The organism is Bradyrhizobium sp. Kon10 (genome assembly GCF_055807395.1).
This window is the reverse complement of record NZ_JBVVOZ010000003.1, coordinates 239,891-255,403: the sequence shown is the minus strand read 5'-3', so window position 1 is coordinate 255,403 and position 15,513 is coordinate 239,891. Positions and strand designations below refer to the sequence as shown.

General features: G+C 64.0%; 16 protein-coding genes. 6 read left to right on the top strand and 10 right to left on the bottom strand.

What is annotated here, in order from left to right:
- Positions 1 to 13 precede the first annotated feature (13 nt).
- Positions 14 to 454 (top strand): DUF4399 domain-containing protein, encoded by a 441-nt coding sequence (locus AC0L2O_RS06565; RefSeq protein WP_473369120.1) that lies wholly within the window; start codon positions 14 to 16, stop codon positions 452 to 454.
- Here the strand turns inward: AC0L2O_RS06565 and AC0L2O_RS06560 are convergent, their stop codons facing one another.
- From AC0L2O_RS06560 to pqqA, 9 genes are all read right to left on the bottom strand, one after another.
- Positions 455 to 1,510 (bottom strand): 2-oxoacid:ferredoxin oxidoreductase subunit beta, encoded by a 1,056-nt coding sequence (locus AC0L2O_RS06560; protein ID WP_473369119.1) that lies wholly within the window; start codon positions 1,508 to 1,510, stop codon positions 455 to 457.
- Entirely contained in the window at positions 1,507 to 3,354 is a 1,848-nt protein-coding gene (locus AC0L2O_RS06555) for a 2-oxoacid:acceptor oxidoreductase subunit alpha (protein ID WP_473369118.1), read from the bottom strand. Before AC0L2O_RS06555 ends, AC0L2O_RS06560 begins: the two co-directional genes overlap by 4 nt.
- Positions 3,324 to 5,123, bottom strand: a complete 1,800-nt coding sequence (locus tag AC0L2O_RS06550; protein ID WP_473369117.1) for an FAD-dependent oxidoreductase — start codon at positions 5,121 to 5,123, stop codon at positions 3,324 to 3,326. Before AC0L2O_RS06550 ends, AC0L2O_RS06555 begins: the two co-directional genes overlap by 31 nt.
- 238 nt (positions 5,124 to 5,361) lie before the next feature.
- The gene (gene pip / locus AC0L2O_RS06545; RefSeq protein WP_473369116.1) at positions 5,362 to 6,348 is read right to left on the bottom strand and encodes a prolyl aminopeptidase; all 987 of its coding nucleotides are present in this window, start codon (positions 6,346 to 6,348) and stop codon (positions 5,362 to 5,364) included.
- Positions 6,338 to 7,537 (bottom strand): pyrroloquinoline quinone biosynthesis protein PqqE, encoded by a 1,200-nt coding sequence (gene pqqE / locus AC0L2O_RS06540; protein WP_473369115.1) that lies wholly within the window; start codon positions 7,535 to 7,537, stop codon positions 6,338 to 6,340. Before pqqE ends, pip begins: the two co-directional genes overlap by 11 nt.
- Positions 7,534 to 7,845 (bottom strand): pyrroloquinoline quinone biosynthesis peptide chaperone PqqD, encoded by a 312-nt coding sequence (gene pqqD, locus AC0L2O_RS06535; RefSeq protein WP_369721621.1) that lies wholly within the window; start codon positions 7,843 to 7,845, stop codon positions 7,534 to 7,536. The genes pqqE and pqqD overlap by 4 nt, the downstream gene beginning before the upstream one ends.
- A 12-nt stretch (positions 7,846 to 7,857) precedes the next feature.
- Positions 7,858 to 8,613, bottom strand: a complete 756-nt coding sequence (gene pqqC / locus AC0L2O_RS06530) for a pyrroloquinoline-quinone synthase PqqC (protein ID WP_409192797.1) — start codon at positions 8,611 to 8,613, stop codon at positions 7,858 to 7,860.
- Positions 8,614 to 8,633: 20 nt separating this feature from the next.
- Positions 8,634 to 9,563 carry a pyrroloquinoline quinone biosynthesis protein PqqB gene (gene pqqB / locus AC0L2O_RS06525; RefSeq protein ID WP_473369114.1) on the bottom strand — a complete coding sequence of 310 codons (930 nt, stop codon included), beginning with the start codon at positions 9,561 to 9,563 and terminating at the stop codon, positions 8,634 to 8,636.
- A 136-nt stretch (positions 9,564 to 9,699) separates the two neighbouring features.
- Positions 9,700 to 9,780: a pyrroloquinoline quinone precursor peptide PqqA gene (pqqA, locus tag AC0L2O_RS06520; RefSeq protein ID WP_129268256.1), complete on the bottom strand. Its 81-nt coding sequence runs from the start codon at positions 9,778 to 9,780 to the stop codon at positions 9,700 to 9,702.
- Between the two features lie 269 nt (positions 9,781 to 10,049).
- On the opposite strand from pqqA, the gene AC0L2O_RS06515 reads away from it, so the two are divergent.
- The 5 genes from AC0L2O_RS06515 to tarD all read left to right on the top strand — a co-directional run bounded on the left by AC0L2O_RS06515 (position 10,050) and on the right by tarD (position 13,946).
- On the top strand, positions 10,050 to 10,307 hold the full coding sequence (locus AC0L2O_RS06515) for a DUF6894 family protein (RefSeq protein ID WP_369721624.1): 258 nt from the start codon (positions 10,050 to 10,052) through the stop codon (positions 10,305 to 10,307).
- A gap of 186 nt (positions 10,308 to 10,493) precedes the next feature.
- Positions 10,494 to 11,894 carry an amidase family protein gene (locus AC0L2O_RS06510; protein ID WP_369721625.1) on the top strand — a complete coding sequence of 467 codons (1,401 nt, stop codon included), beginning with the start codon at positions 10,494 to 10,496 and terminating at the stop codon, positions 11,892 to 11,894.
- 2 nt (positions 11,895 to 11,896) lie between these two features.
- Entirely contained in the window at positions 11,897 to 12,373 is a 477-nt protein-coding gene (locus tag AC0L2O_RS06505) for a glutathione peroxidase (protein ID WP_409192232.1), read from the top strand.
- Positions 12,370 to 12,627, top strand: a complete 258-nt coding sequence (locus AC0L2O_RS06500; RefSeq protein ID WP_018318553.1) for a DUF3297 family protein — start codon at positions 12,370 to 12,372, stop codon at positions 12,625 to 12,627. The genes AC0L2O_RS06505 and AC0L2O_RS06500 overlap by 4 nt, the downstream gene beginning before the upstream one ends.
- Positions 12,628 to 12,776: 149 nt before the next feature.
- Positions 12,777 to 13,946: a D(-)-tartrate dehydratase gene (tarD, locus tag AC0L2O_RS06495; protein WP_409192233.1), complete on the top strand. Its 1,170-nt coding sequence runs from the start codon at positions 12,777 to 12,779 to the stop codon at positions 13,944 to 13,946.
- 181 nt (positions 13,947 to 14,127) lie between these two features.
- Here tarD and AC0L2O_RS06490 read toward each other — a convergent pair whose 3' ends face one another.
- Entirely contained in the window at positions 14,128 to 15,477 is a 1,350-nt protein-coding gene (locus tag AC0L2O_RS06490; RefSeq protein ID WP_369721627.1) for a malonyl-CoA decarboxylase, read from the bottom strand.
- Positions 15,478 to 15,513: the final 36 nt, after the last annotated feature.

The window sequence follows — 15,513 nt, the reverse complement described above, 5'->3', positions numbered from 1 at the left end:
CCGGAGTAGATTGATGCAAATCCTTCGTTGCGTGGCGCTGTCGGCGATGCTCGCATTGCTTCCGGGCGTCGCCTATCCGCAGGGCAAGGCGGCTCCAAAGGACGCAAAGGTTTATTTTATCACGCCGTATGATGGGCAAAAGATACGCGGCGGATTCCTGGTCCGGTTCGGCTTGCGCAATATGGGCGTGACGCATGCCGGCGACGACTACCAGAACGCCGGCCATCATCATTTGCTGATCGACGTCAACGAGCCCATCGATCCGAAGGAACCGATCCCGCAGGACAAGTCGCATCTGCATTTCGGGGCAGGGCAGACTGAAACATTCCTCGAGCTTCCGCCCGGGACCCACACCTTGCAACTGGTGCTGGGCGATGCGAAGCACTACCCGTTCGACCCGCCTGTCGTGTCGGAGAAGATCACCGTGCGCGTCAGGTCTCAGCGCGGCAAATAGTCAGCGCAGGCTGGCGTTGAACTTGTCCAGCGCCGCCGATCCCGGGCACAGCGCGTCGGCTTCCAGCGTATTCAGCGGCGTGTCGACCGTGTTGAGATGGGCGTGCAGGTCTTCCGCGTCGGGATCGACGTACAGGAGCCCGGTGACGATCTGGCCCTTGGCGGCGTGCTTCTGCAGGAACGTTTGCGCACCGAGCCGGTCATGCGGATCGTAATCGGCGTCGATCTTGCGCAGCGCGACCTTGCTGCCGTCATGCTGCTCGACCACCTGCACCGTGCCCGGCGCGTAATCGACCGCGATCGGGTCGCGGCCGACCAGCACGTCGAGCCTGTTCACCGCGTCATTGTGCTCGCGGACATAGTCGAAGCTCTTGGTCGAGCCGGCATGGTTGTTGAAGGCGATGCAGGGGCTGATGACGTCGATGAAGGACGCCCCCTTGTGGCCGATCGCGGCCGCGATCAGCGGCACCAGCTGGCTCTTGTCGCCGGAGAAGCTGCGCGCCACGAAGGTTGCGCCCAGCTGAAGCGCGATCGCGACGAGGTCGATGGCGTTGTCGGTGTTGGTGACGCCCTTCTTGGATTTCGAGCCGCGGTCGGCGGTCGCGGAGAACTGGCCCTTGGTCAGGCCGTAGACGCCGTTGTTCTCGACGATGTAGGTCATGTTGACGCCGCGCCGGATCGAATGCGCGAACTGGCCGAAGCCGATCGAGGCGGAATCGCCGTCGCCGGAGACGCCGAGATAGATCAAATCGCGATTGGCGAGGTTGGCGCCGGTGAGCACCGAGGGCATGCGCCCGTGCACGGAGTTAAAGCCGTGCGAATTGCCGAGGAAATAATCCGGCGTCTTCGACGAGCAGCCGATGCCGGAGATCTTGGCCACCCGATGCGGCTCGATCGAGAGCTCGTAGCAGGCCTCGATGATCGAGGCCGTGATCGAGTCATGGCCGCAGCCGGCGCACAGCGTCGAGATCTTGCCCTCGTAGTCGCGATGGGTGTAGCCGAGTTCGTTCTTCTTCAGGCCCGGGTGATGGAATTTCGGCTTTGCGATGTAGGTCATGACACGGCCTTGCGGAGCGGGGTCACCTTGAGGTGATCCTGGTGGTCGCCAATGGCTTTTGCGATGTAACGGGCGGTGATCGGGGTGCCGTCGTAGTGCACGATAGGAATGAGGCGCACCGGGTCGATGCCGTTCTCGTTGACAATCAGAGAGCGGAGCTGGCTGTCGCGGTTCTGCTCGACCACGTAGACGAAGTCGTGCTCGGCGAGGAAGCTCGCCACGCTGGAGTGGAACGGGAAGGCGCGGATGCGCAGCCGGTCGAGCTGGTGCCCGCGTGCCTCCAGCAATCCGATCGCCTCGTCCATCGCCGGCGAGGTCGAGCCGAAATAGATCACGCCGTATTTGGTCGACCGTTCCGCATTGGCCTGCAACGGCCGCGGCACGAGATCCTGCGCGGTCTCGAACTTGCGCACCAAACGCTGCATGTTGTCGGCGTAGACCGAACCTTCCTCGGAATAGCGCGCATAGCGGTCACGCGAGGTGCCGCGGGTGAAAAAGGAGCCCTTGGTCGGATGGGTGCCGGGATAGGTGCGATAGGGGATGCCGTCGCCATCGACGTCGAGATAACGGCCGAAGTCGCGGCCTTCCTCCAGCATCTCCGCGGTCATGACCTTGCCGCGGTCATACTGCTTGGAGTCGTCCCACTTCAGCGGACGGCAGAGCCGGTGGTTCATGCCGATGTCGAGATCGAGCATCAGGAAGATCGTGGTCTGGAGCCGCTCGGCGAGGTCGAACGCGGCGGCTGCGAACTCAAAAGCTTCCGCGGGATCTTCGGGGAACAGCAACACATGCTTGGTGTCGCCATGCGAAGCGTAGGCGCAGGCGATGATGTCGCATTGCTGGGTGCGGGTCGGCATGCCCGTCGAGGGGCCGGCGCGCTGGATGTTCATGATCACGGCCGGGATCTCGGCAAAATACGAAAGGCCGATGAACTCGGTCATCAAGGAGATGCCGGGGCCGGATGTCGCGGTGAACGCGCGCGCGCCGTTCCAGGACGCGCCGATGACGATCCCGATCGAGGCCAGCTCGTCTTCGCCCTGCACGATGGCGTATTTCGCCTTGCCGGTCTCCGGATCGTGCCGGTACTTCTTGCAGTGGGCGGTGAAAGCCTCGGCCACCGACGAGGACGGCGTGATCGGATACCAGGCGCACACGGTGGCGCCGCCATAGACCGCGCCGAGCGCGGCGGCGCTGTTGCCCTCGATGAAGATGCGGTCACCGACCTTGTCGGACTTCTTGACGCGCAGCCCGATCGGGCATTTCAGGTTTTGCAGCGCCCAGTCGCGGCCGAGATGCAGCGCGTGGACGTTGGAGGAGAGGAGCTTCTCCTTGCCCTTGTACTGCTCGCCGATCAGCTGCTCGATCAGCTTCGGGTCCATGTCGAGCAGCGCCGAGAGCGCGCCGAGATAGATGATGTTCTTGAACAGCTGGCGCTGGCGCGGATCGGTGTAGGTCGAGTTGGTGATCGCCGTTAAGGGCACGCCGATCACGCTGATGTCGTCGCGGAATTTGGTCGACGGCATCGGCTTGGTGGAATCGTAGAACAGATAGCCGCCGGGCTCGATGCCGGCGACGTCCTTGTCCCAGGTCTGCGGGTTCATCGCCACCATCATGTCGACGCCGCCGCGGGCGCCGAGATGGCCTTCCTCCGTCACCCGCACCTCGTACCAGGTCGGCAGGCCCTGGATATTGGAGGGGAAGATGTTGCGTGGTGACACCGGCACGCCATGGCGCAGGATCGCGCGCGCGAACATTTCGTTGGCGCTCGCCGAGCCCGAGCCGTTGACGTTGGCGAAGCGGACGACGAAGTCGTTTACGCTGCTGATCGGCTTTTTGTCGGACATGCTGAACCTGCGTGAGTCATCTCGATAAGATATTTTTGCATGTCCCAGGCGCCGGTGGGACAACGCTCGGCGCACAGCCCGCAATGCAGGCAGACATCCTCGTCCTTCACCATCACGCGCCCGGTCTTGAGATCGGACGACACGTAGAGGTCCTGGTCCGGATGCGGCGAGGGCGCCTTGAGGCGGGCGCGCAGATCGGTTTCCTCGCCATTCTCCGTGAAGGTGATGCAATCCATTGGGCAGATGTCGACGCAGGCGTCGCATTCGATGCAGAGCGAGGTCGAGAACACGGTCTGGACGTCGCAGTTCAGGCAGCGGTGCGCTTCGCCGAGCGCGAGCTTGACGTCGTAGCCGAGCTCGACCTCGGTGCGGATGTCCTTCAGCGCGATCACCTTGTCGCGATGCGGCACCTTGTAGCGCTTGTCGATGGAGATGTCGTTGTCATAGCTCCATTCGTGAATGCCCATCTTCTGCGAGGAGACATGCACCTCCGGCAGCGGCCGCTCGGTGATGTCCTCGCCCGAGAGCAGCTTGTGGATCGACAGCGCGGCATCGTGGCCCTGCGCCACCGCCCAGATGATGTTCTTGGGGCCGAACGCAGCATCGCCGCCGAAGAACACTTTTGGGTTGGTCGAGACGAAGGTCTTCGGATCGACCTTCGGCATGTGCCATTTGTCGAACTCGATGCCGCAGTCCTGCTCGATCCAGGGGAAGGCGTTCTCCTGGCCGACCGCGACCAGCACGTCGTCGCATTCGAAGGTCTGGTCGGGCTCTCCTGACGGAACGAGATTGCGGCGGCCCTTGGCGTCGTATTCGGCCTTCACCTTCTGGAAAGTGACGCCGGTGAGCTTGCCGTTGTCATGGATGAAGGCAACCGGGACCAGGAAATTGAGGATCGGGATGTCCTCGTGAAGCGCGTCTTCCTTCTCCCAGGGGGAGGCCTTCATCTCCTCGAAGCCGGAGCGCACGATCACCTTGACGTCTTCGCCGCCGAGCCGGCGCGCGGTGCGGCAGCAATCCATCGCGGTGTTGCCGCCGCCGAGCACGATGACGCGCTTGCCGATCTTGTCGGTGTGGCCGAACGACACCGAGGACAGCCAGTCGATGCCGATATGAACGTGGCTTGCTGCTTCCTTGCGGCCGGGAATGTCGAGCTCACGTCCGCGCGGCGCGCCGGAGCCGACGAAGATCGCGTCGTATTTCTCCGCGAGCAGCGCCTTCATGCTCTCGACGCGGTGACCGCCCTTGAACTCGACGCCGAGGTTGAGGATGTAGCCGGTCTCCTCGTCGATCACCGAATCGGGCAGGCGGAATTTCGGAATCTGCGAGCGCATCATGCCGCCGGCTTGCGGATCGGCATCGAAAACCGTGCAGTGATAGCCGAGCGGTGCGAGATCGCGCGCCACCGTCAGCGAAGCGGGGCCGCCGCCGACGAAGGCGACGCGCTTGCCGTTTTTCGCCGCGGGCCGCGGCAGGCGTTGCGTGATGTCGTCCTTGAAGTCAGCGGCGACGCGCTTGAGGCGGCAGATCGCCACCGGCGTCTCCTCGACGCGTCCGCGGCGGCACGCCGGCTCGCACGGACGATCGCAGGTGCGTCCCAGGATTCCGGGAAACACGTTCGATTTCCAATTGACCATATAGGCGTCGCTGTAGCGGCCTTGCGCGATCAGTCGGATGTATTCGGGAACCGGAGTGTGCGCAGGACAGGCCCATTGGCAATCGACCACTTTGTGAAAGTAGTCGGGGGCCGCGATATCGGTCGGTTTCATTCCTACCCTGTCCGCACGGGCTCAAAGACCCGGCGGCCTTTTCTTGAGCTTGTCGAACGCTAACGCGCGGCGATCTGGTTTATGAATGACGTCATTGGGTTAGCTTATTAGAACCGCTCCGAAGTACAACGGCAAATTTCCGCGATCACCCGCTTTCATGGGAGCTGCGCGTAGACAGCATTAACGGCCGCGCGCGGCAAATGCGGCGCTGCAATATGTTGCGGTGCAGATGGCTGCGTTAGCGCGGCGCCTTCGACGCAAGATCGGCGATCGACTTCATGACCGCGTCCCGCACGCCGGTATCATAGAGCGAGTGCCCGGCCTCTTCCACGATCCGAATCTCTGAACCAGGCCACAGCTTCGCCAGCCGCTCGGATGTTTCAGGCGGGCACAACAGATCATAGCGGCCCTGGACGATGATGCCGGGGATGCCCGCGACCCGGCCGGCGTTCTGCAGCAGCTGGTTCTCGGTCATGAAGCTGTCGTTGAGGAAATAATGCGCCTCCATGAACGGCGTCGCGGGCAATGTGCGCCACACGTTCAATGACGCCAGGTCCAGTCGCGTCTTTGCCGGCTTGTGTTCCGACAAGGCGCGCTCGGTGTCGTGCCAGGCCCGCGAGGCCGGCCCATGGACGGCCGGATCGGCGTCGAGGATGCGGCGCCAATAGGCGTCCACCGGCCGCTCCTGCTCGTCTGGCGGAAGCACGCTCAGAAAGTCCGCGTGCAGCGCCGGATAGAACTGCTGAAGCCGCGAGGTGAAAGCCGTCTCGACTTCCGCCCGCGTGCCCAAAAACGTCGCGCGCAGCGCGATGCCGGACACGCGATCGGGATGCGCTTCTGCATAGGCCAGCGCCAGCGTCGCGCCCCAGGAGCCGCCAACCAGCATCCAGCGCGTGAAGCCGAATTTTTCGCGGATCTTCTCCAGGTCCGCGATCAGATGAGCCGTCGTATTGTGCGCGCGCGAGCCCTTGGGACGGCTGCGGCCGCAGCCGCGCTGGTCGAACAGTACCGCGCAAAATCGTTCGGGATCGAACAGGCGGCGATGATCGGGCTGGCAGCCGGAGCCCGGCCCGCCATGCAAATAGACCGCAGGAATGCCATCAGCGCGGCCGACGCTCTCGACGTAGAGTTCGTGGCCGTCGCCGACGTCCAGCATGCCGGAGGTCAGCGGTGCAAACGGATCGGCGCGTTTGACCGAGTTGGACGCATCGGCGTCAGGCGTCATTCCCGGATTCCAAAGTGCCGCCGGCGAAGTTGCGGTAGACGAAGCGGTTGGTCTCGCCCTCGGCCTCGCGCTCGGCCTGCTTGAAGATGGTCTCGTGCAGCGGCGACAGCGCGCAGGCCGGGTCGGTATTGGCGGCGTCACCGGTCAGCGCAAAGGCCTGGCAGCGGCAGCCGCCAAAATCGATCTCGCGGAATTCGCAAGACTTGCACGGCTCCTTCATCCAGCCGGTGCCGCGATAGCGGTTGAAGGCCTCGGAGTTCTGCCAGATCCAGGCGATCGAATGATTGGAGCGCACCGATTCGAACTCGAGCCCGGTGATGCTCTCGGCGGCGTGGCAGGGCAGCACCTTGCCAGCCGGCGAGATGTTGAAGAACTGCCGGCCCCAGCCGCCCATGCATTTCTTCGGCCGCAGCGCGTAATAGTCCGGCACGACATAGTCGATCGCAAGCGTACCCTTGAGCCGCTCGCGCGCGTCCTCCACGATGCGGGTGCATTCGTCGAGCTGCTCCACCGTCGGCATCAAGGCGGCGCGGTTCTTCAGCGCCCAGCCGTAATATTGCACATTGGCGACCTCTAGCCGGTCGGCGTCGAGATCAACAGACATCTGGATGATGTCGGGGAGCTGATGCAGGTTCTGCCGGTGCATCACCGCGTTCACGGTGAGCGGCAGGTCGAGTTCGCGAGTCCATTTGGCGACTTCGAGCTTCTTGCGGTGACCGTTCCGGTAGCCGGCGACGCGGTCGGCGAGACCTTCTTCGACACCCTGGAAGCTGATCTGCACATGACAGAGACCGGCATTGGCAAGCTCGCTCAATTTCTCGCGCGTCAGCAGCACCGCCGAGGTGATCAGATTGGTGTAGAGGCCGACGTCGGTGGCATGCTTCACCAGCTCGACGAGATCCTTCCGCGCCGTCGGCTCGCCGCCGGAGAAGTGCACCTGGAGCACGCCGATCTCGGCAAGCTCGCTCAACACCTTCTTCCATTCCTCGGTGGTCAGCTCCTTGCCGGAACGGTCGAGCTCGACCGGATTGGAGCAATAGGGGCATTGCAGCGGGCAACGATGCGTGATCTCGAGCAAGACGGCGAGCGGAATGCCAAAGGTCTCCGCGGTCGAGCGGCTTTTCTCCAGCACCGCGAGGCTGTCGCTGGCGTCAGCTGGAATAGCCGGATTGCCAAGCACATCGCTCATGGCGTCTTCTCCCGGGCTTCGGTGAGAAAGCCCTTGTCGGCGAGGTCCTGGAGCATCGCGATCACGTCGGTCAGGATCGCCTCGCGCGGTGCGGCATATTTCGCGGCGAGCTGATCGGACACGTCGCCCACGCTGCGCTCGCCATCGCAGAGTTGCAAGACCTCGACCGCGATCTCGTCCGGCGCCAGCACGCGCTCCGGCGCCAGGATCACCCAGACCTTTCGCGTTTCGTCGTATTTCAACTTGGCGTGCCGCGGCAGCACCGGGCGGCTTGCTTCGCTGACGCTGATATGACGCGGCCCGGCCATGGCTCCTGTTCCCTAGCTCGCTTTGGGCACGAACGCGCCCGGCGGAATGTGGCCCTCGACATAGGCGTGCTGGAGCGCGTCGAGCTGCACCCACAGCACGTTGGTCTTGAAGATCAGCGCATTACAGACGGCGGCGCGCTGCTCCGGCGTCGTGGCGTGCGCCTTGACATAGTCGAGCGCGAAATTGGCATCGCGCGGGGCCTGTGTCAGCCGGCGCTTGAAGTAGCTCATGATGTCCGGATTGACGAAATCGTAGTGCTCCAGCATGCCGGAGATGCGCTCTTCATGCAGGTTCGGCGCGAACAGTTCCGTGAGTGAGGAGGCGATCGCCTCCAGCGGTGACTTCTCCCGGCAATAGTGCACATAGGCTTCCACTGCGAAGCGCGTCGCCGGCAAAATCCCCTCAGTCGATTCCACGTAAGATGTGTCGAGCCCGAGCCCTTCGGTCAGCTTGAGCCAGCGCTCGATGCCGCCTTCGCTGCCGACGTCGCCATCATGATCCTCGATGCGGTGGCGCCATTCCACGCGCGTGGCGCGGTCGCGGAAGCGCGAGATCACCACCGCGTCCTTGATCGGGATCGTGCTCTGGTAATAATAGCGGTTCAGCGCCCAGGCCTGCACCTGGCCTTTGTTGAGCTTGCCGCCGTGCAAGAGCTTATGGAACGGATGCAGGCTGTGATAGCGCGTCGCACCGATATGGCGCAGCGTCTCCTCCAGCTCCTCGGCCGAGTTCAGCCGGATGTCCTTGCCGACCGAGAGCGCGGTCATTCCTGTCAGTGACGCGGCATTCACAGCACGATCTCCGTTCCGTCGGCGGGTATCTGCCAGCCCGCCTGCTCAGCGGCCTTGCGCTCGGGTGAAGCGGGCAGCAGCGCCGGGTTCGAGTTATTGATATGCAGAAATAGCTTCCTGTCGAGTGCGAGATCCGCAAGCCGCGCGATCGCGCCGTCGTCGCCCGACATCGCGACATGGCCCATGCTCTTGCCGGTCTTGTGGCCGAGCCCGGCCCTGATCATCTCGTCGTCGCGCCAGACCGTGCCGTCAAAGAACACCAGCGCCGCGCCGTCGATCTCGGCCTTGAGCGCATCGGTCACCTCGGCGCAGGCGGCAATGAAGTAGAAGCACTTGCCGGTCGCCTTGTCGGTGATCTTCAGGCCCACCGTATCGCCGTCGCCGGTTTCGCCGCCGGGATGTGCTTTGCCTTCGAGATACCAGGCCGACTTGCCGGAGACGGCGAACGGCAGCACTTGCAGCCCCGAGCGCGCGCCGTCCGGCAGCCGCGGCTCGAACGGCTCGTTGATCGCGATCGGCTGCCGCAGCACGTACTTGTCGTTCAGCACATTGAAGATGCTGTTGGCGTTCAAGATCGCCAGCACCTTCTCATGCGCGTAGACCGTGAACGGCGAGCTCTCGCGCATCGACAACAGTCCAGCCACCGCATCCACCTCGCCATTGGTCAGGATCACGCCGGCGATCGGCGTGTGACGTAGCGCGCCCGCCTTGGGATGCAGCTGTGGCGTGGCATTCAATTGCTGGCGCAGGTCGGGCGAGGCGTTGATCAGGAACCAGTGCTCGCCGTCGCCGCTGAAGGCGACCGAGGCTTGGGTCCGTTGCAGTTCATGGCCGTTGATGCGGGCCGCCCGGCACCCCTCGCAGCCGCAATTCCACTGCGGCACTCCGCCGCCGGCTGCGGCGCCCAGGACGACGACGCGAAGCATGATCCGTCTCCTGGCGGCAACGTCGCGCGGTGGATCTCACGTCGACACAAAATCTGTCTTCCGGAAACGTATCGTGACCGGAAGAAAGAGCGCGATCGAAAGACCCACCTGCGCTGAACGCGAACTGACCAACCGCTTACTTGCGGGTGGCGCTCACATACATGTTGATTTCCATGCCGCAGGGCACTTCGATGATCTTCGGGGTTTTCCAGGCCATTTTGGCTCTCCATTTTCAGAATTCGGACGTGTCCGCCCACGGTTAAAGTAATGCGGGGGGAAAAGTTCGCCAGTTAAATCTTGCGGGACCTAGGTAGTAGTGCCGGCGGAATTGCTGCGGTGCAAAGACCGCGATAGCGTAGTGGCGCCGCAAAGACCGCGGACAAGTCATGCAAAACTGCCGATGTGTCGTGATGCCTGCCGGGATAAACCAGTTGTGAGTGTGGGACAGCTTTCAATCGGCGACATGCGCCCCAATTGGAATTCGTGATGCCAAGATATTTCTTCAACACCCGGATCGGCCAGGAATTGATCGTGGATCCCGAAGGCGAGGATCTGCGCAATCCTGATCGCGCCTGGGAGGTCGCGCGCCAGATGATCCTGGAGGTGCTGAAATCCGAGGGAACCCAGCCGGCGCTCATGCAGGCGGTGATCGAGGTCACCGACCGCGAAGGCGACATCGTGCTGGAGTTCCCGTTCACCGAGGCCTTGCTGGACGTACCGGATCAATCCGCCACGCGGCATTAGGGCTCGCTCCGTCCACCGTCATTGCGAGGAGCCCTTGCGACGAAGCAATCCAGACGGCTTCCGCGGAGGGATTCTGGATTGCTTCGCTTCGCCGCTTCGCTCGCAATGGCGGCGGTACCCCTGCGAAATCCGCATGGCTTTGCCGCGTTTCCGGCGCTAAAAGACGCCGGTTATACGGAGCAAGCCATGCAAGACCTCTGGCGCCTGTCGGCCGCCGACCTCGCCACCCTCGTCAAAGCCAAAAAGGTGTCCGCCAGGGAAGCCGCGCAGGCCGGCCTCGCCCGGCTCGATGCGGTCAATCCCAGGCTCAATGCCGTGATCGATCACCGGCCGGAAGACGTGCTCAAGCAGGCCGACGCGGTCGATGCCGTCATCGCCCGTGGCGAGGACCCCGGTGTCCTGGCCGGCGTGCCCGTCACCATCAAGGCCAATGTCGACCAGCAAGGCTTTGCCACCACCAACGGCCTGAAGCTCCAGCGCGACCTGATCGCCCGGGAAGACAATCCGGTGGTCGCCAATTTCCGCAAATCCGGCGCCATTCTCCTTGGCCGCACCAATTGCCCGGCCTTCTCCTACCGCTGGTTCACCACCAATCTGGTCCATGGCGACACCAAGAACCCGCGCGACACCTCGCTGACCCCGGGCGGCTCGTCGGGCGGCGCCGGCTCGGCGGTCGCGGCCGGCATCGGCCACATCGCCCATGGCACCGACATTGCCGGCTCGATCCGCTACCCTGCCTATGCCTGCGGCGTGCACGGCCTGCGCCCGACGCTGGGCCGCATTCCGGCGTTCAATCCGGCGCTGCCGGAGCGTCCGATCGGGCCGCAGATCATGGCGGTGTCGGGTCCGCTGGCCCGTACCGTCAACGATTTGCGCATCTCGCTCGCCGCGATGTCGGCGCCCGACATGCGCGATCCCTGGTTTGCACCGGTGCCGCTGGAAGGTGAAGTGCGGCCGAAGCGCGCCGCGCTCTGCCTCAACCCGGATGGCCTTGCGACCACGCCCGACGTGAAGGCGGCCGTGACGGATGCCGGCAAGCGCCTCGAGCGTGCCGGGTGGACCGTCGATACCATCGAGAACACGCCGCCGATGCGCGAAGCGGTCGAGTGGCAGGTCAAGCTGTGGCTTGGCGATGGCTACGAGGCCCAGCTCGAGATGGCCGAGCGCGAGGGCGATCCCGGAGCGCTGGCCTGCCTGCGCGGCAACCGCGCCAAGGTCACGCCGCTCGACCAGGCGAATTATGCCAAGGCGCTGACCCGCCGCGCCACGCTGACCCGCGACTGGATGCTGTTCTTCGAGCAATATGCGGTGGTGCTGACGCCGGTGTCCGGCGAGCTGCCGTTCCCGGATCATCTCGACCGCAAGGACGACGACTCGTTCAAGCGGGTCTGGGAGGCGCAGCTGCCGCAGATCGCCATTCCCTTCATGGGATTGCCGGGCCTCGTGGTCTCGACCGGGCTCGTCGGCAAGGCGCCGGTCGGCGTTCAGATCGTGTCCGGCCGCTATCGCGAGGACCTCTGTCTTCTTGCCGGCGAAGCGATCGAGGCGGGCGGCGTGCCGCCGTCGCCGATCGACCCGGTGGGCTAGCGATGTCTGCCATTTACGACTTCAAGGCCAATTCGCTCGCCGGCGAGGAGATCGCCCTGCGGCGCTTCGAAGGCCAGGTGCTGTTGATCGTCAACACCGCGAGCAAATGCGGCTTCACGCCGCAATATCGTGGCCTGGAGGATCTCTATCGCGATCTGTCGCCGCGCGGCTTTTCGGTGCTCGGCTTTCCCTGCAACCAGTTCGGCGCGCAGGAGCCGGGGCAGGCGGGCGAGATCCAGACGTTCTGCTCGACCAATTACGAGGTCACCTTCCCGCTGTTCGAGAAGATCGACGTCAACGGCGCCAAGGCGCATCCGCTGTATGAGTATCTGAAACGCCAGCAATCCGGCCTGTTAGGGGCCTCCATCAAATGGAATTTCACGAAATTCCTGGTGGACCGCGCCGGCAAGGTCATCGCGCGCTATGCGCCGACCGCACGGCCCGAAGGATTGCGGCAGCAAATCGAGACCCTGTTATGAGCGAGACAATCATGAGCGACGAATTCCCCGACCGCCTGTCGGTCGATCCGAACAGTCCCTATTACAACGCGGACATTCTGGCGCGCGATGTCGGCATCCGCTTCAAGGGCGTCGAGAAGACCAATGTCGAGGAATACTGCATCAGTGAAGGCTGGGTCCGCGTCACCGCCGGCAACGCCAAGGATCGTCACGGCAATCCGCTGACCATCAAGGTGCATGGTCCCGTGGAGCCGTATTTCAGGGACAAGAAGTAAGTCCAACCGCCGTCATTGCGACGTGGCGCACCCTCTCTCCTCGTCATTGCGAGGAGCCCTTGCGACGAAGCAATCCAGACTGTCTCCGCGGATGCATTTCTGGATTGCTTCGCTTCGCTCGCAATGACGAAAGCAAAAAGGCAAACCCCATGTCCGTCCGTATCGTCGACGTGCGCGAGATCACCAAGCCGATCTCCTCGCCGATCCGCAACGCCTATATCGACTTCAGCAAGATGACGACGAGCCTTGTCGCCGTGGTCACTGACGTCGTCCGCGACGGCAAGCGCGTGGTCGGCTACGGCTTCAACTCCAACGGCCGCTACGGGCAGGGCGGCCTGATCCGCGAGCGCTTTGCCTCGCGCATCCTCGAAGCCGACCCGAACTCGCTGTTGAATGCGGCCGGCGACAATCTCGATCCCGACAAGGTCTGGGCCGCGATGATGACCAATGAGAAGCCGGGCGGCCATGGCGAGCGCTCGGTCGCGGTCGGCACCATCGACATGGCGGTGTGGGACGCGGTGGCGAAGATTGCGGGCCAGCCGCTGTTCCGCCTGCTGGCCGAACGTCACGGCCGCAGCGCCAATCCGCGCGTGTTCGTCTACGCCGCCGGCGGCTATTATTATCCCGGCAAGGACCTCTCGGCGCTACGCGGCGAGATGCGCGGCTATCTCGACCGCGGCTACAACGTGGTCAAGATGAAGATCGGCGGCGCTGACATCGAGGACGATCGCACCCGCATCGAGGCGGTGCTGAAGGAGATCGGCAACGACGCGCAGCTCGCCGTCGATGCCAACGGCCGCTTCGATCTCGAAACCGGCATCGCCTACGCCAAGATGCTGCGCGACTATCCGCTGTTCTGGTACGAGGAGGTCGGCGATCCCCTCGACTACGCGCTGCAGGCCGCGCTCGCCGAGTTCTATCCGGGACCGATGGCCACCGGCGAAAACCTGTTCAGCCACCAGGACGCCCGCAACCTCATCCGTTACGGCGGCATGCGCCCGGATCGCGATTGGCTGCAATTCGACTGCGCGCTGTCCTACGGCCTCTGTGAATACCAGCGCACGCTGCAAGTGTTGAAAACCCACGGCTGGTCCCCGAGCCGCTGCATCCCGCATGGCGGCCACCAGATGTCACTCAACATCGCGGCCGGCTTAGGCCTCGGCGGCAACGAGAGCTATCCGGACCTGTTCCAGCCCTACGGCGGCTTCCCCGACGGCGTCCGTGTCGAGAACGGCCACATCACCATGCCCGACCTCCCCGGCATCGGCTTCGAAGGCAAGTCGGATCTGTACAGGGAAATGAAGGCGCTGGCGGAGTAGCCGGGCGCTTGGGGGACGACGGCCCCGCCAAACACTCCGCTGTCATGCCCCGGCTTGACCGGGGCATCCAGTACGCTGCGGCGGATGTGGTTACGGCGAGCTCTTTAACGCCGGCCTCTGGAATACTGGATCGTCCGCCTTCGCGGACGATGACATCGTCACTGGAGCGACATCTCGGCGCCTACGACAACCGCATATCCAGCAGTCGTCGCCCGTCGCCCTTCAGCAGCTTCTTCACCGCGCTCGAGGCCACGACCTCGCCGTCATTGGCATAGGCTTCGTGGTTCTTCTCGATGTCTTCGAGGCGGTAGAGGTAGTTGACCATGATGCCCGCCGACTCCCGGAGGCCCTTGGGCGAGACATCGCCGAGCCAGTTGATGCGCTCCAGCCGTGCGCCGTTGCCGAGATGGAAGCGCGCGACCGAGTCGATCAGGCGCCCCTTCGGCGTGCGCGCCTTCAGGAAATAGTAGGCGGCGAGCGGTTCGACGACGCTGCGCAACAGCGCGGCGGCCTCCGCATCTTCGAACCATTTCGGCTCGTCCAGGCGCTTCAGCAGTTCACGGTCCTCGTCCGTCAGCGGCAGGTCCTTGTCCTGCTTGATCCACGGCATGAAGCCGGGCACCGGCGACAGCGTCACGAAATTGTCGAGTCTTGGCAATTCGCGGCGCAGCTCCTCGACCACCTGCTTGATCAGGAAGCTGCCGAAGGAGATGCCGCCAAGGCCGCGCTGGGTGTTGGAGATCGAATAGAACACGGCGGTGCGCGCGCGCTCGATCGGGACCAGCTGGCGGTCGACCGCGAGCAGCGGTGCGATCGCGCCGGGGATGGTCTCGGTCAGTGCCACCTCGACGAAGATCAAGGGTTCGTCGACCATCGCCGGATGAAAGAAGGCGTAGCAGCGGCGGTCGACCGGATCGATGCGGCGGCGCAGATCGTCCCAGTCGCTGATCTCGTGCACGGCCTCGTAGCGGATGATCTTTTCGAGGATGTTGGCCGGGGTCGACCAGTCGATCCTGCGCAGCACGAGAAACCCCCTGTTGAACCACGAAGAGAGCAGATGCGACACGTCGCGATCGAGCGCGGCGAGATCGGCGTGCCCGTTCATCATGCCGAGCAGATCGGCGCGCATCTTGACGAGATCGCCGGTGCCGCCGGGCGCGCGATTGAGGCGGCGGATCAGTTCCTGCCGCCGCGGCTCCGAGGCGAAATGCAGCGCGCTCGCGTCTTCGTCGCCGGGCTGGGCGCGCCATGTTTCGATCGCCTTGGCCAGACGCTCCCGGTCCGGGCCGAAATCGCGCACCAGCGCTTCGAAGAAGGCGCGGCGTCCGGCCGCATCGAGATCCTGGTAGAGGTCGAGCACCTCGCGTGCCATGGCCGTGCCGGAGGCTTCGCCCCGGCCCGACAGCAGCGCGCCGCAGAGCTCGATCAGCCCGTCGGCGTCCTGTTTTGTGTCCGCGGAATCGCGGCGCAGCAGCGTGCGGCCACGTTCGGAGATGGTGGCAAGCAGATCGGAGAAGAAGGCGTTGGCCATCTGGGCTTTTCGAATCCGGGTTTGTGCGATGCGGAA